The organism is Paracoccus sp. Arc7-R13 (assembly GCF_004010775.1).
GTDB classification, from domain to species: Bacteria; Pseudomonadota; Alphaproteobacteria; order Rhodobacterales; family Rhodobacteraceae; genus Paracoccus; species Paracoccus marcusii.
This window is the reverse complement of sequence record NZ_CP034810.1, coordinates 1,430,441-1,451,022: the sequence shown is the minus strand read 5'-3', so window position 1 is coordinate 1,451,022 and position 20,582 is coordinate 1,430,441. Positions and strand designations below refer to the sequence as shown.

The following is a 20,582-nucleotide window of genomic DNA, read 5'->3' as shown; positions in this document are numbered from 1 at the left end:
CCGCGGGCCGACGCCACGCCCGGCGGCGACTATGCAAACCTACCCCTCAAGTTGGGCAAAAGGCGGGCCAAGAATCGGCACGGCTTTCCGATCTTCAGGCGACCAGCGCCTTTCTGTTGCGGGCATGGCGTTCCGCTAGCTTTCGTCCCAGCCGCCCGGTCAGCATGGGGCGCACGGCCGCACGCGACGTTCCATCGGCCAGATCCGGGAACAGGGCCAGGATTTCGGCACGCGCCTCGACGGGGACCGCCTTCAGCGCCTCCTGTCCGGTGTGAAGCGACTCGGTCTCCGCCCCGTTGGACAGGACGATCTGGTGGTCGTCGAACAGGAAGTGGACATAGGTCACCTCGGCCAGATCGTCCGCCACGTCGATGCCGTCGGCGGCCATCAACTGCTTGGCGGCGACCAGGACCTCGGGCGCGCCAACCATGCGCGTGGCGATCTTCGATCGCACCAGGATGCGGTGCTGTGGCGAGACGATCAGGTCGCTGCTGGGCAATGCCTGGCCCAGGGCGCCGGCGCGGATGCGGATGGGCGCAAGTGCGGGCCGGTCCGCCAAGGCGGCCGCATCGATGACGCGCTGACCGACCCAGCGGATGGGCTGCGCGCCGTTGTCGCGGGTCATGACCATGTCGCCCACCTTCAGCGCACCGGCCGGCACGGGACCGTCCACCGTCTGGATCAGCGCGTCCGACCCGAAGCACAGCACAGAGGTCGAGCCTTCGGTCAGCTGCGCCGCCGTCACCGCCGTTCCGCCGTTCTGGATCCTCAGCGTGACGTTTTCGGCAAAGCCCGCATCGGTCCGGATGCTGTTCAGCACCCCGTCATCGGCCTGGTCCGCCCTGAGCCAGCCCAAGGCGGAGTTGTAGGGTGTCAGCCCCGCCGACACCCGCTGCGCATTGATGATCGCCAGGTTGTCATCGTTGTAGAAGGCCGTCAGATCCACGCTGTCGTTGTTGGCCGGGTCGCCGGTCGTGAAGTCGGTGATGAGATCGCCGTTCGACACGACGAAGACGTCGTTGCCCGCGCCACCGGTCAAGGTGTCGGCGCCAGGGCCGCCGTCCAGATAGTCATTTCCGTCGCCACCCAGAAGAACGTCGTTGCCGGCGCCCCCCAGCAGGCTATCGTCGCCGCTGCCGCCGCTCAGCTGGTCGTCGCCCGTGCCACCCAGCAGGGTGTCGTTGCCCGCACCGCCGGCGACGGTGTCGTTTCCGGCCCCTGCATCGACATAGTCGTTGCCCTCACCTGCATCGACAAGGTCCTGCCCGTCCCCCGCGTTGACGACATCCGCACCGCCACCCGAGACGATCGTGTCGTCGCCCGCCCCGCCATCGATCGTCTCGGCACCAAGGCCGCCGATAAAGCTGTCATTTCCCGCACCCAGGGCGAAGCTGGCGGCCGAGGTGTTGGTGGCCGCGTTAACCGTATCGGCCCCCACGCCGGTGGTGATCGCCTCGATGGTATTGAAGCTGGCCGTGCTGCCACCATTGGCAAAGGTGCCGGTGCCGTTGGTGAACGTGACCGTGGACGCGCCAGTCAGCGTGGCCCCTGACAGCGTGTCGCTGCCGGCGCCACCGGTGATGTTGTCGCTGCCGAACGTCCCGGTCAAGTTGATCAGGTCGTCGCCGTCGCCCGCATTGATGGTATCCGCGCCGGAACCGCCCGCGGTGATCGTGTCCGCCCCGGCGCCCGTGGCAAAGCTTCCCGCGGCGGTCCCGCTGATGGTGACCGTATCGGTGCCGGCGCCGGTGGTGACGGCCTCGATGGTGTTGAAGCTGGCCGTGCTGCCTCCGCTGGCAAAGGTGCCGGAGCCGCCGTTGAATGTGACGGTGGACGCGGCCGTCAGCGTCGCCCCGGACAGCGTGTCGCTGCCCGCGCCGCCGGTGATGGTGTCGTTGCCGAACACCCCCGTCAGGTTGACCAGGTCGTTGCCCTCGCCCGCGTCGATCAGATCGTTTCCAAGACCGCCGTCGATGGTGTCGTTGCCCGCGCCCGCGCGGATACGGTCATCGTTGAAATTGGTGCCCGCGCTGGTCAGCCCGTCATTGCCGTCGATCCGGTCGGAGCCGCCGGCGGCAGGCTCTACATAACTGGGACCGATCACGTCGGCGCCGGCCGTGCCATCGACAAATCCATCGTCGAATATCCCAAGCTGGCGGTCGATCAACAAGTTGACGTCATTATTCGCCACCGAATCCAGCCGGATCGACTGGATCGGCTTGAGCGTCAACGCCGCGTTCGAACCCGTGGCCGGCGGCGGCGCAAGAAACAGTTCGCCCGTTTCCGCCTGCACCACCAGCAGCGTCACGTTCGACGCGGTCGATCCATCCGCATAGGTCACGGTGCCGTTGTAATTGACCAAGGCGTCAAAGTTGAAGGTCTGGACTCCGGCGCCAATGTTGGTCGTAAAGCGATCCGCCAATGTGCCGACGGCCGTATCCGTGTCCAGCGCATTGTCGCTGCCGCTGCGATTGATCATTGTTGCAGAGGTGATGCTGTTGTAGAGCGGCGCGCCTTGCGAACCGAACACCCGGGGCCCCGAACCGGACGCGGCGGTCAGGAGGCTGGATGCGTTTTCTGCGCCGGCAATTATCTCTGACGGGTCGACCGTGACGATGCCGCCGGTGGCGTTGCGGGGCGTTCCAAGAGAGATCCAGTTGAAGGTCGTCGGCATGATGTGTCCTGTGTCCAGCCCATGGTCCGGGCATGATGAAGAGACACCGCGGATCGCGGTGTCGGCTCAGACATGAATGTGCACTAGGTACGAAGGGGCAGACGGGTCCGCGAATGCGGCCTTTCCCGGAACTGCCCGGCAGTCTGCGTCATGGAGGGCTGTCGCCGTGGCGCATGTCTGCGGATTGCAGGGGGGTGCGGAGTTTGGACAGGCAAGCGTGCAACCTTTGCAATCGGGTTGTTGTCAGTCGGTGGTCGGCTTTGCTCGACCAGCGCCGCGAAGGTTCGGCGTAGCAAGACACCGTTAACCAATCAACTCACGATTGTATTTTTCGGCACATTTGCGCCGGTGATGGCGAAATCGTTACCATGCATCAGACGACGAAGCGACGGCGCCCATGGGCTTTATGGTCACCGCAGGACGCTTGGTACGGTGTGCTTGCCATCCCACTCAGCCAACCGCACCCCAAGATGGATGACATAGCGGGCAACGGCGCTGTGCGCATCGTCAGGCGCCAGATGTCCATCCAGCGTCAGATAAATGGCAGCCGCATTCCGATATTCTTCCTCTGAGGTGATTTCGGCAGCCCCACCATAAAGGTCGAAATAGGAGAGGATGGGATCAACCTGGGTTTCGGGCACGCCCGCGGCCACGAACCGGTCGCGCAATTCACGATCGATCATCAATCACCCAGGTAGCGCGCGGCCCTATAACCCGCACCTCACTCAACCGTTCATTCATTTCGCGGTATTCTCCATCACCGCGTTGCTAGGTAGCGCTTCCCACCGTTGTAAGGTCAAGACACCCACGACACTGCGATCAATTGTGATCGCTTTGTCTATCCTAAAGCGACGTGTCGGACGTCATTGGAAGGACGTTGCTCCAAAAATCGAAACTGTCGTACGTTTTGCAAATTATTTGTCGCTCTATTGTAAGCAGTCTCAGCGTGCCGCGCTCTGGCCTAAGATATTGCAAACTATTCGGGCAGCGGCCGCATCAATTGCAGATTAATTTACGGAGAACTGATTTTAGCTATCCAAACTTCGGTCGACAGTCAGTCTGTGGCTGAACTTAATTAGCATTGGCACCATCCGGCCGATTGCATCAAATATTCACTGTTGATTCAGGCCGAAACTATCAAATCGTGATGACTGCGAGGAGCATACCATTTTCGGGTACAGGTACCTTGGCAATGGGCAATCAGCTGTTGCGATGCGCCGAAGCGTTGGGACCGGTGTAACACCCCGGTCGTGACGCTCTCAACGCGTTCCGAAACATGCCGACAAGCGCCAACTTCAGATTGCAGGCCATAATCAATCTCGTGGAACGCATCAGGTGTTCATCTTGTGGAGGTACGTACAGGCCAATGAAAAGCATTCGATAACAGGTACGCTTTCACGGGAAAAATATGCGATGGCGGATCAAGCCACGCTTGGAAGTGCACCCGATCTGAGGTTCCTAATAGAACGGCCTACCTACAGGCCGTGGTGGGTAACAGGAGAGAAAGCAACGTCGCGACAAGATGCAAGTCAGGGCGGCGGTGCGGAACGCAATAACCGTCAGCTCGACGTTCCTCCCGCTCCGGTTCAGATTAAAATCCTTCTCCTGGAACATCAGGCGGGGGTTCCGGTTCAGACGCTGCACAGACCAAGGCTTGATCAATGGCGACGATCCGAAAGAACACCACGCGCGCGCGACCCAAATCAGACACAAAATCGAAGGCCGCAAAGCACGTGCCTCCGATGAAAAGCAGGTCCGCCATGTCGGCGCCCGCCTTTCTGGACAAGCTGATAGAGTCCAAGGTCGATCAGGCGATACGGCTGCTGAAGGATTACAGGAAGAGCTAAACGCATTCAGGAAGCACGGCTTGCAGCCTTGTGCGTGGCTTCGATCGGGATGCATTTCCATCGTCGACCGTATGAATTGATATTGCTAAGTTCATCTTCCACTGATCGTTAAATGCTGCCGCAACTTCCTTACCGCCGAGATAATACGTTCAACACGTTAAATATGGCGGGCCAGGGTTGCTGATCTGCTACGGAATTTTTCCTTCACTGATGTGCTCTCCATTCTTTTGACAGGATCTGGCGCTTTTTAAGCTCTGATCTGCTCCTGCTGATCGGGTTGCGTTGCTTCTCCTGTCAGTGAGCAGACCACTGGCCGCTTGGACCGATGGCGCGACCATGCTCCATGGTCATGATGTCCGGCGGTCCGAACCGATAGATGGCCTCGTTCAGCGCCTCGACGCAGAAGTCGGCGTCCCCTCGCCATGGTCCTCGGACCAGTGGCGGACCATGGCTCGATGTTCGAGATCCGCCACGCCAAGACCATGCGGGTGTGACAGTCCATGATCGCCACCAGGGAGAGCGAGGCATGAGCCGCCACCGGTCCGAGGCCATGCCGAGCGCCGCGACGCATCGGCAGATAGGTGATGTCCACACACCAGACCTGATTTGGCCGGGCCACACGCAGGCCGCGCGAGCCAGATAGGGGGTAGGTCTTGCGTCCCTTCGTTGGCCGGCTGGTGTTGGGCTTCTGGTGGATCGGCATCAGACCCATAAGGCGCATAAGCCGACGTATGCGCTTTTCGTTCACCTTGTGGCCGTTTTCGGGCTTGCGCGGCCCCACTGGGGCCCCGGTCCCTGCAACTGCGCAGGTGCCAGGTCATCTGACGGACGCCAAGGAAAGGCGTGTCGAGGAACCGCACGTCGATCAACCGCAGTGCGCCATGTGGCCGCCCCTGGTTCGAGGTCCATGGCGAACGCGAGGTTCTGGTCCGTCTCACCCTGCGGCATATGGTAAAACGACGAACGAGGGACCTGTAGCAGAGCGCACTGCCGGCCGATCGACAGGTCCGGATGGTCGCGTTCGACCATGCCGTTCGGTATCGTCTCTCGGACCAATGGCGTTCCAATGCCTCATCACTTCCCGCCCCAGGGCTTCAGCTTTCGTTCCAAAAAAGAGTCGGCCACCGCCAGTTCTCCGCGCTTGGCATGCAGATCCCGGACCTGATCCTCATCGATCACCGGCGCCTTGCGGCCACCGCGTTCAAAGACACCGGGCGCGCCATCGAGCAACGCGCGTTTCCATTGATCGATCATCGTCGGATGCACGCCGAACCGGCTCGCCAGCTCCGACACGGTCCCCTCGCCTTTCAGCACCTCAAGGGCCACCTTCGCCTTGAACCCAGGGGTGTGCCGCTTTCGTTTCGACATCGTCGATCTCCCTCGTGATGAAGATCAGCAGACAGCAAAAACAGAGCTTACGTCAGTGCCCAGCTTTCGGGGGGGCAACTCAATCCGTGCGCTCGCGGCGATCCCGGATACTTCGATATCCGGACGGCGCGTCGCACGAGAGCAATCGGCTCGAATCGAGCGTCAAGGGAAGCTTGGAACGATTGTCTCATACAACGGCACCGAACTAACATCGACCGCCATCCTGCGGTGGTGTTCCCAGCATCGGATCGAGTGGCACTGCATCGCGCCGGGAAAGCCGATGCAAAACGGCTTCGTCGAGAGTTTCAACGGTCGGATGCGCGATGAGCTGCTCAATGATACCATGTTCCGCGACCTGGCTCATGCGCCTGTTGTGATCGCTGACCGGGCCGCCGACTACAACACCGAGCGCCCGCATTCGGCCTCGGATTACCAGACCCCGCCTGACTACGCGCTGGCCGTCACCACCGCAATCGCCCGCCCCGCTGCGCGAGATGAAAGCTCCGCGCGTCGAGCGATTGCTCAACCCGGCAGGTCATTGCGACCCACCCTACTAATCATTTTCCAGCGGTCAGATCGGTCGACCTCAGCAATGCGACAAACCGAGAAAGCGTCGACCGGACGGCGCGTGCATGAAATTGGTCGGGCCGTGTGCGGGCCGCTAGCTTCGGTCCGATGATCCAGTAGACCCTCACAAACAAGCGACCGGCCCCCGTCTTGATCAGGTGGTTGTCGCGGAACGCGCGCAACGCAACGACGTCGGGATGCCAGGGATTTCCATAGGCGGACGTTGCGACGAAACAGGCGCCGCCAGAGGCGGATTCCTCATCCTGATCTGCGTAGGGATCGTCCGGGTCGGGGGTGTGGGGATCGTCGGCAACCGGCGGAACGTAGGGCAGGTCGTCTTCGTCGACCGGTCGGACGGGCAGGTCGTCGTCCGGAAGACCCTCGTCATCCTCTCGCAGTTCCAGACGAGCCATCGTCGCTTCCAGCTCGTCGAAGTAGATCGACGTACCCTGCTGGTCCGGCTGATCGAAGTGTCCCTCCCCCTGGCGAAAGACCTCGACAACTTGGTCATGCGTCAGCCCGTTCAGATAACTGTCCGTCACCTCGACGATCCGATCATGGTCCATGAAATCAAGGACCTGTTCGTGAAGCATGTCGATCCGCTCGGCCTGACCGGCAAGAATGACCTGGCTTCCGTCGGGGAGCCCAACCACGATGTCGCTGTCGATCACCTGCGATGCGTCGCGAAGTGCCCCCGCATCGGCGAAGGCTCCGCCAAAGCCGATATGGTCCAGGGTCGAAAAATCCAGGACGGACGCATCGCCGCCATTGCCGACCAGGAACAGGTTTCGTCCGCCGCCGCCTTCAAGGACGCTGTGATCCCGCGGGTCGTCGCTGCTGGCCACGATCATGTCGTCGCCGTCGCCGCCTGTCACGGTGTCGTCGCCGCCATCCGCGAAGATCACGTCGCCCTGATCCGATGCCACAAGAACGTCGTCCCCCCTGCCGCCGGACAGGACATTTTTGCCGCCGCCCCCTTCTATCGTATCATCGCCGACATGGCCGCGCAGGATGTCGTGACCCAGCCCGCCGACGATCAGGTCGTCGACCATCCCGGTGGCCGGATCGGTGACGTTATGCGCCCCCTCGATGACCAGGTCGCGGCGAGGATCGGAGACCACGACGACCAGCATTTCTCCCGGTCTCAGATCGTGGCGATCCTGAACGCCGGGGCCGGAAACGACGTTCATGTCGGCCCGCGCGTCGGCAATGCCGTTCGCGCCCGTCACCGTGCGTGCAGATTCGTCGAACCAAGGTGAATGCGGCGAATCCGCAGGCGTCAGCGTCCGGACAGAGACGTGCATCCCGTCAGCGATGCCCCCAAGATCGACCCTGCCCGACCCGTTGGTCGGATTGTGCAGGAAGACGATCTTCTGGTTGTCATCCGCGAAACCGGAGGCGCCGATCCCGTCGGTCACAGCGATGTCCTGCAGGGCATTGGCATCGGTCATGGTGGTCTTTCCGACCAGATGGCTTTGCGCGATGTCGTAGATCTGCCCCATCGGCGTTGCGATCGCGACGATCTGTCCGCCGTCGCTCTCCGCCGTGGGAAACCGGGTGTCATAGAACTTGTTCGACAACCAGTCATAGGTGATGCCCCAATGGTCGATCGAATCAACGCCAAGATCCACCGCCTTTGAGAACGCGTCGATCCACGCCGCACCTTGGTCGATGCCGACGGCCGTGTTCGCGCCGATGTTGAATTCCGAGAGCGAGAACTTCAGATCGCTGGAGAACCCCTCGAACCGCTCAAAGACCTCCATCGGGCGGATCGCCCAGTTCAGGTTCTGGGTGATCGTGCTGGCATCCGGGTAGCTGTGCTGAAAGACCGTGTCGATCATTCCGCGATGTTCCAGCGAGATCTTGGAGATGATGTCCGTGGACTCCTGCGGCCCGTCCGCGGTCCATCTGCTGTCCGCGCCCTGCGTCGCGCGCCACTGGACCCCTGCCTGAACGCCCAGGCCTGGGGCATGCCAGTCGGACATGTCGTCCGACAGCCGTTCGATCATGTCGTTGAGCTTGGGGATCTGCGCATTGGCGATCGCGCCGTATTGATGGCCCGTCAGGCTGCCCCAGGCCTTGCTGCCCCAGTATTCGTTGCCGATTTCCAGGTCCCTGACCACGGCGTCGGGAAACGCCTTCAACGCCGTCTCCAGCCTGTCGACATAGCGGTCGAACCCCGAGTGATCGAAGACGCCCCCCTGCTTGTCATAGAACTGGAAGGTCGGCACGACCACGGTCATCGCCTTGCCGGTCAAGGACGCATATTCCAACGCTTCGTTGATGGTCATGACATAGTTTTCGCTGCCGGGTTCGATCGGATCGCCGAACATCCGCGCCAGTCCGCCATTCGCCCAGGTCTGATCCTCGGTCACGCCGCCGCCGGGATAGCGAAACCCCGAGAAGTCGATTTCCTTGAGGGTTTCGGCAAAGGGCTGGCCATCCTTCAGACTGTCCCGCGTCAAGATGATGTTCGCGCCGAAATGAGCGTCCGTGATGAGTGACAAGGCGGTCTCCTTCAAGCCTGACCTGCGCTTGTTGCCGAAGGAGTGCCTGTCGACGCGCATGCGCCGATCCGCGTGGTCTGATGCGTCGGCCCGATCGACGCTATGCAAGAGCCCTTGATAAACCGTGAAGACGCAGCGGATTTCGACATGGCATCAGACTTGCGACCTAGGCCTACATCGCAGTGGCCGCTGCTGAGCATTGCCCAACCTGTACGCTAACTCGGCCCCGCACCTTTCGCTGAAACCTGACGATGACGCATTCCATCATCGTAGCCTTTTGAAATTATGAGTATTCTTGGAATTCAAGCAGCTTTCGGCCGCTTTGCGATGAATGGGGCGCGCAAAATAGGTGCCGCTGCTGTGCGTCCGCGCCGGCGCTGTATCCAGAAGGCTGTTCCGAATGAATCTATGGTGCGAGGATTCAGCGTCGCGAATGCTGGTGACAGCCATAGTTCTTCAGAACAAACCAACACTTTGTGCGAGACAGCGCTTCGCCCAAAAGCTGCGCCTAAAGATGCGCCTGATATGGCATCGCGAAGGCGCATCCGCGACGCCGCACCGTTACACGCTCTGGCCTGCATCCACGCCCGCGCCTGCTGTGCTATCAAGCAGGGAAATACCCAACTGCAACGCGGCACCGATGGCCTTGGTCAGAACGACGTCAGGCGCGCCCGCGAACTGACATTCCTTCACCACGGGTGCGTCCCTGCGAAGGCAGGCCGCAATGCAGACATATCCCGCCGGCTTACCCTGATCGTCGTCCGGACCGCCCACGCCGGTGATCGCCAGCGCCAGCCCGGCGCCGGGGGCCGCATCCAGCGCACCTGTGGCCATCTGCCGGGCCACCTGCGGGTCATAGACCGTGCGCTCTTGGATCAGCTGTGCGGAGACCCCAAGCGCATTTACCTTCATCGACGGGGCATAGGTGACAAAGCTTCCCTCCAGCGCGGAGGAACTGCCTGACACGCCCGCGATGCTTGCAGCAAGCAGGCCGCCTGTGCAGGATTCCGCCGTCACCACGCGGCAACAACGCCGCTCCAGCAGCTTGCAAAGCGTGCCGGCGGACGCGTGCAGATCGTCGGGAAACCCGATGTCCACCCGCTGCCTGCGCAGGATGGCGGGGCGGAACAGCCTTTCGTCCAGCCGGTCGATCAGCGCAAGCCGATCGGCTTTCGGATGCGCAAGATTGATGGGGTTGACGCGCCTGAACCAGGTCCGTCCCAGCCGCGTCACGACGGTCGACACGATCCTCTGCGCATGCGGATCGTCGTCTGTCCCCAAGCGCGGCTGGACATCGGCCATATCCATGTCGGGACCGTCCTTGCGCGCCTGATCCAGGGTAAAGACCACGATGTCCCATTCCAGATAGGTCGCGCCGATCTGCGCCTCGTCTCCGGCACCTATTCCCAACCCATCGGTCGGCTTGGCGCGCCACGTGTGCTCAGGGACGCCGCTATTGCGGGCCAGCCACGGAATCTCCCACGACTTGAGCAGACCCTGCACCGGCGCCAGATCGCCCACATCGCCATGCAGCGTCCAGAAGCCCGCCCCCAGCTCCGAAAAGTTGTCCGTGCTGGCGACCAGGCCCCCGAGCCGGTGAGCCTGGTCGTAAAGCGTCATCATGCGCAATCGGGCGCGCAGGTTGCCCCGACGGGTGCGTGCCCCGTCATCATCGGCGGTCGCGATGCCGGGGTGCAGTCGGGCCATGGCGGACACCATGGCGTCGTACTCCGCTGACAGATCCAGGTGAAAGTGTTCAAGGCCCAGCGCCTTGCAGGCGTCGATGCCGCGGTCGGTCTCCTCCGGCACCTGATGGATGGGCAGGGTCAGTCCGATGACCTGCCAGCCCGCCGCCTTGAGCAGCGCCGCGGTCAGCGCCGAATCGACGCCACCCGACATCCCTAGGACCGCCGCTCCAACCCCGGCCTGCAGGCGATAGTCCTGCAATTGACCGATCAGGTGATCCTGCACCCGCTGCAACGCCGGCGCGGGAAGAAACAGGCCGTCCTTCACCTGTTCGGCGAATTTACGCGCGAACCAAGGCGACAGCGCCCCTGCCCGGTCCTGTCGCGAAAGGTTCAGAATTTCCGTTTCCAACATGGTGCACCTGCCTTGGATTGGACCCGTATACCCATCCAAAGGAGCATTTTGTTCCCGCGCAACCGGACGGACTTCGAACCCCGGTGCCCGCTATGCGGTCGCATGATCCCAAGGCGGCACTGACTGCCAATCCGGACAATACTGCGTCCCAATCATCAGCGTTTGAGACGCCGCCTCGGGGCGAGCCGCAGGAGTTTTCAGATTTTATCACTGCGACGTAAAGGAGCCGCCGTAGAACCCGCCTTTCGATCACCCTGCTCGTGGCACGATGCTCAAAAGCAAAGACCGCTCAATTAGCCCCAGCAGCATTCCGGCTGCCGCGCGGAATGACTTCTATTACGCCCGCTGGTCACAGCCAAGGACGCCGATGCGATCTAAAGGCCGGGGCAAAGTCGGGGCGCCGTCAAAGGGAACTTCGTAAAGCGGACAGACGAACGCCCGAATGCGCTCGAAGATCGACGAACCGCAACCGGAGTTTGTCATGCGAAGCGTCCGGTCGAACGCCTGCCCCACGCCCCTTTCGTCAATGGTGCGTCAATGTCCGTGCCGGGAACACTCCGAACCTGCGATGGCACTGTCGGGAAAAGCGAACTGAGTGGACAACGCCCGCCTCGGCGGCGGGTTAGGTCACATTCGTCCGCCCGGACAGCAGATCGGCACGGACATGATACAGGCGGGCCTGCGCCAAGCAGTTGCGCGGCGCGGGAACTCCGCATTCCCCAAACGCCAGCTGCAACGATCTGGGGCTGCAGTTCAGCCTGCGACAAATCGCAATGATGCCCACCGGCTCGGCATGGACCGCATGCATCAGTTCGATCGACTGCCCGACCCTGCGCCGCCCCGCCCGACACGGGGCACCCCGTGGGCGCGGTAAGGCTGGCCCCAAGATCGCTTGGGGCATCAGCAAGCAGGGCGGACAGATGCCCGAAGGTCTGGTCCGCGACAGCCCCAGCGGCCCCATGTTCAGCCAGCGACGGTGTCTCGCTGATCACGCACCGCTGATCCGCGACCTTCGGCATCCGGGGCACCTGCCCGCAGCGGGTCAACTCCGCCGGCAGATCGCTCAATCGACAGGCCTGCCGCAGGGCGGCGCGGGGAACTGTCAGAAGGTCCGCCAGATAGGGCGGCGATGGCCGGCCGCGCTGGACCGTGGTGCGCCGACGGCTTGGATCAAGGACCAGCACACGGTTCGCGCTGACCCCGAAGACTTCGCCCCTTACCTCGCTGTGGACGGTCCTGGACCATGGCACCGTCCGCCTTCGGACAGGCTGCACTGTTGGTGTGGCCATAAGGACGATGATTCACGACATGCAATGTCCGACGATCCCATGCGCGCTGGAACCCTTGGGTCCAACAGGAACGAACGACGTGATGAGACGACCTATCGCATGGCTGGCCGCGGTGACGATGGTGGCCGGCAGTCCGACAGTCGCCGACACCATCCCCCACGAGACGGTCCGCCTTGCCAGCGGGACCTCGGGGACCACCATGGCGGGGCAGGTCAAGTGTTATGACAGAGTCCAACACGCGATGGGCGTGACGATGGGGCAAAAGCCGGACGTGCAGCTTGATAGCGGCAATTCCAGCCTGTATTTTACCATAACCGCCCTCGTGCCAGCGCTGCGCTGTGCAAGCTGCTTTCAATCGCGCGCTCGTCTTTCTCCTACACGCCCAAGGGCGGGCCGAACAAAACCTCGGCCTGATGCGGCGGATCGACGAGCAATTCCTTGGAGACCCCGTTCTTCGGCGTCCGGCAAATGACCCGGCAGCTGCGTAACGACGGTCACTGGGTGAACGAGAAGCGGATTCGGCGGCTGATGCGCTTGATGCCGATCTACCAGAAACCCAATACCAGCAGGCCGGCATGGGGCCACAAGACCTATCCATATCTGCTAAGAGAGTTGCCGGTGGAACGTCCGAACCAGGTCTGGCGCCCGGACATCACCCCCCTGCCGGTGCGGCGTGGCGCTCGGCATGGCCTCGAACCGGTGACGGCTCATGCCTCACTCTACCTCATGGCGATCATGGACTGGCACACGCGCAAGGTTCCATCTTGGCGGATCTCGAACATCCTCGAATCAGACCGTGTTCTGTTGATTTCCACCCAGAACTGAGCCGGGTTTTCCATCGAGAAGTGAGCCACCTCTGATTATGGATATAGGGTCATAGAGGGGTCAAGGTATGGTTTGTCTCCTTCTTTTTCGTGGCCGCTGCGGCTGAGCTTGCCTTGAACCTGAAGCTGTCGTTTCCGGTCTCCAGGATGTGGCAACGGTGGGTCAGGCGATCGAGCAGTGCGGTGGTCATCTTGGCGTCGCCGAAGACCGTGGCCCATTCGCTGAAGCTGAGATTCGTGGTGATGACCACGCTAGTGCGCTCATAGAGTTTGCTCAGCAGATGGAAGAGCAAAGGTAAGCGCGACGCGGCCCCCCTCCTGCCGCTTCTGATCTGACCGGGCCATTTTCTGTACGCATGAGCGTTGGAGGTGTTGGTTTGGAACGAGACGGCAAAGTGGGCGTCCATTTGGACGGCCCAGGGGACGGCAGGGTTTCTCGGCTAGAGGTGATCGAGGGGCCGAGCGGGCGTCGGCGGCGCACGAAGGCGGAGCGGGCGCGGGTCGCTGCGGAGAGCCTGGTGCCGGGGGCCTCGGTAACGGATGTCGCGCGGCAGCACGGGACGACGCGCTGGCAGGTCTACGACTGGCGGAAGAAGTTGCGGACGGGGCAGCTTGTCGTGCCCGAGAGCGTGGCGGCCCTGCCGATGTTTGCAGAGTTGGTCGTCGAGGGTCCCGCAGCGGCGATGCCGGCAGAGACGGAGGTCGCCACCGGCGTGGAGATCGTTGTCGGCGATGTCGTGATCCGCGTCGGGGCCGACGCCGATGAGATCCTGCTGACCAGGTCCATCCGGGCGGCGCGGACGGCGACATCATGATGCTCGGTCAGGGAGGGCCAACAAAGGTCTATGTGGCGACGCGCCCGGTGGACTTCCGCAAGGGGATCGATGGCCTCGCGCTGGCGGTGCAGGAGATGTCCGGGCTCGATCCATTCTGTGGGGCGGTCTTCGTCTTCCGCTCGAAACGGGCGGACAGGATCAAGCTGCTGGTTTGGGATCAGACCGGAATGGTGCTCGTTCACAAGCGCCTTGAGGGAGGCAAGTTCGTCTGGCCGCAGATGCGGGACGGAGTGATGCGGATCTCCTCGGCGCAGCTGGCGGCTCTGTTCGAAGGGTTGGATTGGCGGCTGGTGCGGCCGGAACGGGCGCGGCGTCCGCTGGTCGCAGGGTGAGCGGGCGGACGCACGGGAATTCCCTGTTTTTGCTAGCCAGAACCGCGTTTGCGTGATTCACTCCGAGGCATGGATGCCGATGCCCTCAGCCGTGAGAACGCTCATCTGAAGGCCCGCCTGACCGAGGTCGAGGCGGCGCTCGTGGAGGTGCAGGAGGCCAATCGTCGGCTGGAGGGCATCCTGCGGGCATCGCAGCGCGAGCGCTTCGGCAAGAGTTCCGAGAAGCTGTCACCCGACCAGTTCAATCTGCCGCTCGAGGATGCCGAACTGGCCCAAGGCGTCCTCGCGGCCGCGCAGGAAAAGGCAGAGGCCGCGCTTGCCCAAACGCGCGGGGAAGAACCTCGCAAGCCCGCGCGCAACCGCGGGCATCTGCCGGCGCACCTGCCCAGGGTCGAGCGCGTGATCGAGCCCGCCAGCATCCAATGCCCCTGCGGCTGCGGTGAGATGGCCCGGATCGGGGAAGATATATCCGAGCGGCTCGACGTAATCCCGGCGCAGTTCCAGGTGCTGGTGACGCGGCGCCCGAGATACGCCTGTCGCCGCTGCTCGCAGGCCGTCGTGCAGGCGCATGCCCCTGAGCATGTCGTCCCTGGCGGGCTGCCGACCGAACGGCTGATCGCGTGGATCATCGTCTCGAAGTTCGGCGACCACCTTCCGTTCTACCGCCAAGCGGGGATCTTCGAGCGGCAAGGTCTCCACCTCGACCGTGGCACACTCGGCAACTGGACGGGGCGCGCCTGCTTCCACCTGATGCCTGTCATCGACCACATGAAGGCTCATCTGCGCAGCGCCGACCGGATCTTCGTGGACGAGACCCGCGCGCCGGTGCTCGATCCGGGCCGGAAGGCTACCAAGAGCGGCTACTTCTGGGCCGTCGTGTCCGACGATCGCGGCCATGGCGGTGTCGGTCCGCCCATCGTGCTGTTCCACTACGCCCCCGGCCGAGGACGGGAGCATCCGCTAAAGTTCCTCGCCGGATACCGCGGCCGGTTCCTGCAATGTGACGCCTACCAGTCCTACAACGCGCTGACCGAGATCACGCGCGATGAGGGGCCGTGGCAGTTGGTCAATTGCTGGACCCATGTCCGCCGTCGCTTCGTGAAGCGCTTTGAAAGCGAGGGCTCGCCCATCGCCGAGGAGATGCTGCGCCAGATCGCATTGCTGTATCAGATCGAGAAGACCGTGCGCGGCCAGGCTCCCGCCGACCGTCTCGCCGTCCGGAGCGCCCAGGCCGCCCCGATCATCGCCGCGCTCAAGCCCTGGCTTGGAACTCAGCTGTCGCGCATCCCGCAGAAATCCCTTCTGGCCGAGGATATCCGCTATACCCTCGCGCATTGGCCCGGCCTGATCCGCTTCCTCGACGACGGCACCCTCGAGCTCGACACCAACCCGGTCGAAAACCAGATCCGTCCGATCGCGCTGACCCGCAAGAACGCCCTCTTCGCCGGCAACGAGGTCGGCGCCGAGAACTGGGCCATGCTCGCCTCGCTCGTCGCCACCTGCAAAATGGCCGGCGTGAACCCCGTCGACTATCTCGCCGACACCCTCCGCGCCATCCTCGACGGACACCCCAAATCCCGCATCGAAGACCTCATGCCCTGGCGGCACGCACAGCCGTCAAGCCTCACCGCATAGGGCCGCGACGTCGCGCTTACGAGCAAAGCGCCGCCTGATGCACTGAAGGGCAGATAGCCCAGCTCGTCCAGGATCACGAGATCGAGGCGGCTGAGACTTTCGGCAATCTGTCCGGCCTTCCCCCTTGTCTTCTCCTGCTCGAGGGCATTGACCAGTTCGATAGTCGAGAAGAAGCGGACCCGCCGGCGGTGCTGTTCGATGGACTGAATGCCCAATGCCGTCGCCACATGGGTCTTTCCGGTCCCTGGGCCACCGATCAGCACAACATTCTGCGCACCCTCCATGAACTCGCCGCAGTGCAGCTGACGCACAGTCGCTTCATTGATCTCGCTGGCGGCGAAGTCGAACCCCGAGAGGTCCTTGTAGGCGGGGAAGCGCGCCGCCTTCATGTGATAGGCAATGGAACGGACCTCGCGCTCGGCCAGCTCCGCTTTCAGCAACTGAGCCAGGATCGGCACAGCAGCGTCAAAAGCAGGCGCCCCCTGTTCGATGAGGTCAGTGACCGACTGCGCCATCCCATGCATCTTCAGACTGCGGAGCATGATGACGATGGCACCGCTGGCGGGATCATGACGCATGACGGCCACCTTCGGTCTGGCTGCGCAGACTGTCGTAGCGCTCGACATTGGCCGATGGCTCGCGCCGCAGGGCCAGCGCCTGCGGGGTATCCAGGGGCGGCCCGCCAACCACCTTCCCATCGATCAAGCGGTGCAGGAGATTCAGTACATGGGTCTTGGTCGCCACGCCCTCGGCCAGGGCCAGCTCCACCGCCGTCAGCACGGCCTGCTCGTCATGCTGCAGAACCAGGGCGAGGATATCGACCATCTCACGATCGCCGCCCGGCTTGCGTATCATTTGGCCCTGTAGTTGCCTGAAGGCAGGCGGCAATTCCAGGAAAGGTGCGCCATTCCGAAGCGCTCCGGGCTTGCGCTGAAGGACAGCCAGGTAGTGCCGCCAATCGTAGATCGTCCGCGGCGGCAGCTGGTGGCTGCGTTGAATCACGCGAGGATGCTCGCACAGGATGTTACCCTCGGCCGCCACGACAAGTCGGTCCGGATAGATCCGCAAGCTGATGGGACGGTTGGCGAATGACGCGGGAACGCTATAGCGATTGCGCTCGAAACTGATCAGGCAGGTGGGCGAGACGCGCTTGCTCAGCTCGATGAAGCCGTCAAAGGCCACCGGCAACGGCATCAAGGCAGCCCGTTCTTCGGCCCAGATATCAGCGATCGTGCCAGGCCGCGTCCCATGCGCCGTGCTTTTCCACAGCTCCAGACAATGCTGTTCCAGCCAGACATTCAACGCGGCGAGGTCTGCGAAGTCAGGCATTCCATGAAGCAACTGGTGACGGGAGTCCCGCACGTTCTTCTCGACCTGCCCTTTCTCCCAACCCGCTGCCGGATTGTAGAACTCGGGCTCGAAGACGTAGTGGTTCGTCATGGCGAGGAAGCGCATGTTGACCTCTCGTTCCTTGCCGCGGCCGACACGATCCACTGCCGTCTTCATGTTGTCGTAGATGCCCCGGGCAGGCACGCCACCAAAAACCCGGAACCCGTGCCAGTGGGCGTCAAACAGCATCTCGTGGGTCTGCAGCAGATAGGCGCGCAGCAAAAAGGCCCGGCTGTGCGACAGCTTGATGTGGGCCATCTGAAGCATGGGTCACGCTCTCCACCCAAAATGGCGAAGTCGTCGCTCCAGTCGAACTGGAAGGCCTCGCCCGGACTGAAGGACAAGGGGACAAAGGTCCCCCGTCCTGCCGTCTGCTGCTCACGCTGACGGTCCGCGCGCCAGTCCCGCGAAAAGGCGGCCACGCGGTTGTAGGATCCGGTGAAGCCGAGCTTGACCAGATCGGCGTGCATCTGCTTCAGCGTTCGTCGCTGCTTGCGCGGCTTGCCGATCTCCGTCTTCAGCCAGCCGGCCAGCTTCTCCGAGAAGGGGTCAAGCTTGCTTGGACGTTCCGGCGCCGCAAACTTTGGCTCGATCGTGTTCGCCGCCAGATGCTTTGACACGGTATTGCGCGAAAGACCCGTGCGCCGAGCGATCTCGCGGATCGACAGCTTCTCGCGCAAGTGCATGCGTCGGATGATGTTCAAAAGCCCCATGTGGATCACTCCGTTACCCCCGCCGCTGACCGGCGACGCGGGCGACATGCAGCTGCCGGGCGCGACCATGGCGGGGGTCTTCAACATGGGAGGGGCTGCGGTGACGAACTATGTCTCGATCTTGGAGCGGGTACGATGACCCCCGTTTCCGACCGGGTGATGAACCTGGGACATTTCCTGACCCAGAACGCACGCCGCCTGCCCTGATCCACGGCGATCACGTTACCACCTGGGCCGAGATGCAGGCCCGCGTGGGCGCGCTGGCCCATGCGCTGACCCAGGATTATGGGATCACCGAGGGCGACCGGGTGCTGGTGCAATCAGCCAACTGCCTGCAGATGCTGGAGACGATGTTCGCCTGCTGGCGCATCGGCGCGGTCTGGGTGCCCGCCAACTTCCGCCTGTCTCCCGATGATCTGGCCTATCTGGCGCAGTCATCGGGTGCGAAGGCCATTTTCTGCGGCGCGCAATTCCCCGACCACGCGGCGGCCTGCGCGGTCCACATTCCGGCGATCATCCCCATCGGCGTATCGCCCCTGGGCCCCGACCACGACGCGCTGATTGCGCGCAACATGGGCCGGATGCCGCCCGAGGCCGCGATGGCCCGCGACGATCCGGCCTAGTTCTTCTACACGTCGGGAACGACGGGGCATCCCAAGGCTGCTGTGCTTACCCACGGCCAGATGGCCTTCGTCGTTACTAACCACCTGTGCGACCTGCTGCCCGGCACCACGGAACAGGACGCGTCGCTGGTGGTGGCGCCGCTGTCCCACGGTGCGGGCATCCATGCCCTGACCCAGATCGCCCGCGGCGTGCCGACTGACGGTCGTGTGGCCTTTCACAGCGACACCCGCACCCTTGGTCCAGGCGCCCGCATCATCAGCGCGGGCCTGCATCTGGGCCAGGGGGGTAACATCCACGCACATGGGCTCTGGACCGATGCTGCGAGCGTCCTGCACATGGGGCATCTGCGCCCCGAGGCCACGCACCTGTCCCGCGACGCCTGGATCACGGGATGGCAGTTGGACGGCGCCATCTTCCGCCGCCTGCCGGACGCCGAGACGGGCTTTGCCCTGCTCCGCCCCGTTCCGACGCGCCGACGGCTGCCCGGTGGCCTGCCCGCGCGCCATGTGCGCCTGCGTCCGAATCTGGACCTCGTTCCCATGATCGCCGCGATGATGCAGACCCGTACACCGGTCCAAAACCTTGGCAGCCTTGTCGGCACCCAGTTCGCCACAGGCGCACCCCTGCCCGGCCCGGCGACAGAGATCCTCATCCTGGGTCAAGACCGCACATCACTGCACGTCGCGTCGGTCGGTCGGAGCGGCACTGTTCGCCAAGGCGTGCTGTCACGACAAAACATGATCTGCATCACCGCGGAACTGCTGCTGATCGACGCGCACCAGTCCCTAAATCACCCCACCCTGTGTATGCGCACGCGCGAAGCCAGAACTACCCAAGGCGGGACTGCAATGTCCGTCGGGAATGGGATGTCGTCGTTGCGGATACATCCGCCAGAGTTCTGCTGATTGGTCGGCACATCGTTGATTTTACTCAATCATAAGCTGCATCAATCATGTTTATTACACGGTTTTTGTTGGTCCAATTTACTCGCGCTGCTTGTATTTCTGAAGATACTCTCGACCGAAGCCTACCTAAAAGCATAGTCTGTAAAATTTTAAGGAACTTTCCGGAGATTTGCCCCTTGTGCCGCACTTGAGAGATGTTGGCACTATCAGGAAGTCGTCACGATGCGAGCTGTTCGCGTTCCGCAGGTTACCCCTCCCCTTCGTAAATCCATGTCTGTCCTGCGGGACCCGACATTCAGGTTTCGGTCTGATGCATCTTCCAACCAAGCCGCTCCTGTGGGTGGCATGGCCAAGCGGGGCCTGGATGTCACGTTGGCGGTCTTGGGCCTGCTGCTGCTGGCGCCGCTGATCCTCGCGCTGGTCATCGTCCTCAAGCTGACGGATTCCGGGCCGCTGCTCTACGGGCACCGCCGCGTAGGCTTCGGTGGCCGCGAGTTCCGCTGCTGGAAGTTCCGCACCATGGTCGTCAACGGCGACGCCGTTCTGGAGCAATACCTGCGCAAGCATCCCGCCAAGGCGGCCCTGTGGTACGAACAGCGCAAGCTGGTCGACGATCCGCGCGTCACCCCCTTGGGCGCGGTGCTGCGCAAGCTGAGCCTGGACGAGCTGCCCCAGCTTCTGAACGTGCTGACCGGAGAGATGAGCCTGGTCGGCCCGCGTCCGGTCGTGCGGGCAGAGCTGGACCATTACGCCAGCTCGACCCGCCACTATCTCGCGGCTCGCCCCGGCCTGTCCGGCCTCTGGCAGATCAGCGGCCGCAGCAACACGACCTACATGGAGCGGGTGCAGATGGACCGCTTCTACGTGATGAAGTGGAACCCGTGGATGGACCTGCGCATCATCTTCATGACCATCCCCGCCGTCGCGCTGTCCCGCGGAGCGCATTGAGCGGGCGGCTGTATCCGATGCACG

Annotated in this window: 12 protein-coding genes and 4 pseudogenes; 8 read left to right on the top strand and 8 right to left on the bottom strand. The window is 62.9% G+C overall.

The window, feature by feature from the left end; all coding sequences use genetic code 11:
• Positions 1–94 precede the first annotated feature (94 nt).
• The 3 genes from EOJ32_RS20570 to EOJ32_RS07200 form a co-directional block, all read right to left on the bottom strand.
• Positions 95–2,674, bottom strand: a complete 2,580-nt coding sequence (locus EOJ32_RS20570; RefSeq protein ID WP_127898092.1) for a Hint domain-containing protein — start codon at positions 2,672–2,674, stop codon at positions 95–97.
• Positions 2,675–3,084: 410 nt separating this feature from the next.
• Positions 3,085–3,357, bottom strand: a complete 273-nt coding sequence (locus EOJ32_RS07205; protein ID WP_046000905.1) for a hypothetical protein — start codon at positions 3,355–3,357, stop codon at positions 3,085–3,087.
• A 2,238-nt stretch (positions 3,358–5,595) separates the two neighbouring features.
• Positions 5,596–5,889, bottom strand: a complete 294-nt coding sequence (locus EOJ32_RS07200) for a transposase (RefSeq protein ID WP_127898091.1) — start codon at positions 5,887–5,889, stop codon at positions 5,596–5,598.
• A gap of 91 nt (positions 5,890–5,980) precedes the next feature.
• Here EOJ32_RS07200 and EOJ32_RS07195 point away from each other — a divergent pair.
• Positions 5,981–6,418 (top strand): annotated as a pseudogene (locus EOJ32_RS07195) (integrase core domain-containing protein); the annotation flags it as partial.
• Between the two features lie 28 nt (positions 6,419–6,446).
• Here the strand turns inward: EOJ32_RS07195 and EOJ32_RS07190 are convergent.
• The gene (locus EOJ32_RS07190) at positions 6,447–8,963 is read right to left on the bottom strand and encodes a calcium-binding protein (protein WP_127898090.1); all 2,517 of its coding nucleotides are present in this window, start codon (positions 8,961–8,963) and stop codon (positions 6,447–6,449) included.
• Between the two features lie 561 nt (positions 8,964–9,524).
• Positions 9,525–11,063 carry an NAD(+) synthase gene (nadE, locus tag EOJ32_RS07185; RefSeq protein WP_127898089.1) on the bottom strand — a complete coding sequence of 513 codons (1,539 nt, stop codon included), beginning with the start codon at positions 11,061–11,063 and terminating at the stop codon, positions 9,525–9,527.
• 1,727 nt (positions 11,064–12,790) lie between these two features.
• On the opposite strand from nadE, the gene EOJ32_RS07180 reads away from it, so the two are divergent.
• The gene (locus EOJ32_RS07180; RefSeq protein ID WP_127898088.1) at positions 12,791–13,177 is read left to right on the top strand and encodes an IS3 family transposase; all 387 of its coding nucleotides are present in this window, start codon (positions 12,791–12,793) and stop codon (positions 13,175–13,177) included.
• Positions 13,178–13,226: 49 nt separating this feature from the next.
• On the opposite strand, the pseudogene EOJ32_RS07175 reads toward EOJ32_RS07180, so the two are convergent.
• Positions 13,227–13,469, bottom strand: a pseudogene (locus EOJ32_RS07175) (ATP-binding protein); the annotation flags it as partial.
• A gap of 102 nt (positions 13,470–13,571) precedes the next feature.
• Between EOJ32_RS07175 and EOJ32_RS07170 the strand changes: the two are divergent.
• The 3 genes from EOJ32_RS07170 to EOJ32_RS07160 all read left to right on the top strand — a co-directional run bounded on the left by EOJ32_RS07170 (position 13,572) and on the right by EOJ32_RS07160 (position 15,979).
• Complete coding sequence (locus EOJ32_RS07170; RefSeq protein WP_205963144.1) at positions 13,572–13,991, top strand: transposase; 420 nt, start codon at positions 13,572–13,574, stop codon at positions 13,989–13,991.
• On the top strand, positions 13,988–14,344 hold the full coding sequence (gene tnpB, locus EOJ32_RS07165) for an IS66 family insertion sequence element accessory protein TnpB (protein WP_071209476.1): 357 nt from the start codon (positions 13,988–13,990) through the stop codon (positions 14,342–14,344). Before EOJ32_RS07170 ends, tnpB begins: the two co-directional genes overlap by 4 nt.
• A gap of 69 nt (positions 14,345–14,413) precedes the next feature.
• Entirely contained in the window at positions 14,414–15,979 is a 1,566-nt protein-coding gene (locus EOJ32_RS07160; RefSeq protein WP_127897300.1) for an IS66 family transposase, read from the top strand.
• Here EOJ32_RS07160 and EOJ32_RS07155 read toward each other — a convergent pair.
• Together EOJ32_RS07155 and istA are read right to left on the bottom strand one after the other, a co-directional pair.
• Positions 15,976–16,557: pseudogene (locus EOJ32_RS07155) on the bottom strand (ATP-binding protein); the annotation flags it as partial. The gene EOJ32_RS07160 and the pseudogene EOJ32_RS07155 sit on opposite strands and share 4 nt — an antisense overlap.
• Positions 16,547–18,081 (bottom strand): annotated as a pseudogene (gene istA / locus EOJ32_RS07150) (IS21 family transposase). The pseudogenes istA and EOJ32_RS07155, both read right to left, overlap by 11 nt.
• A gap of 239 nt (positions 18,082–18,320) precedes the next feature.
• Between istA and EOJ32_RS20660 the strand changes: the two are divergent.
• The 3 genes from EOJ32_RS20660 to EOJ32_RS07140 all read left to right on the top strand — a co-directional run bounded on the left by EOJ32_RS20660 (position 18,321) and on the right by EOJ32_RS07140 (position 20,558).
• Positions 18,321–18,704 carry an AMP-binding protein gene (locus EOJ32_RS20660; protein WP_341872774.1) on the top strand — a complete coding sequence of 128 codons (384 nt, stop codon included), beginning with the start codon at positions 18,321–18,323 and terminating at the stop codon, positions 18,702–18,704.
• Between the two features lie 42 nt (positions 18,705–18,746).
• Entirely contained in the window at positions 18,747–19,610 is an 864-nt protein-coding gene (locus EOJ32_RS20655) for a hypothetical protein (protein ID WP_371706062.1), read from the top strand.
• A gap of 345 nt (positions 19,611–19,955) precedes the next feature.
• A complete protein-coding gene (locus EOJ32_RS07140) occupies positions 19,956–20,558 on the top strand; it encodes a sugar transferase (protein ID WP_206692796.1) in 603 nt (200 codons plus the stop codon).
• The last annotated feature ends 24 nt before the right edge of the window (positions 20,559–20,582 follow it).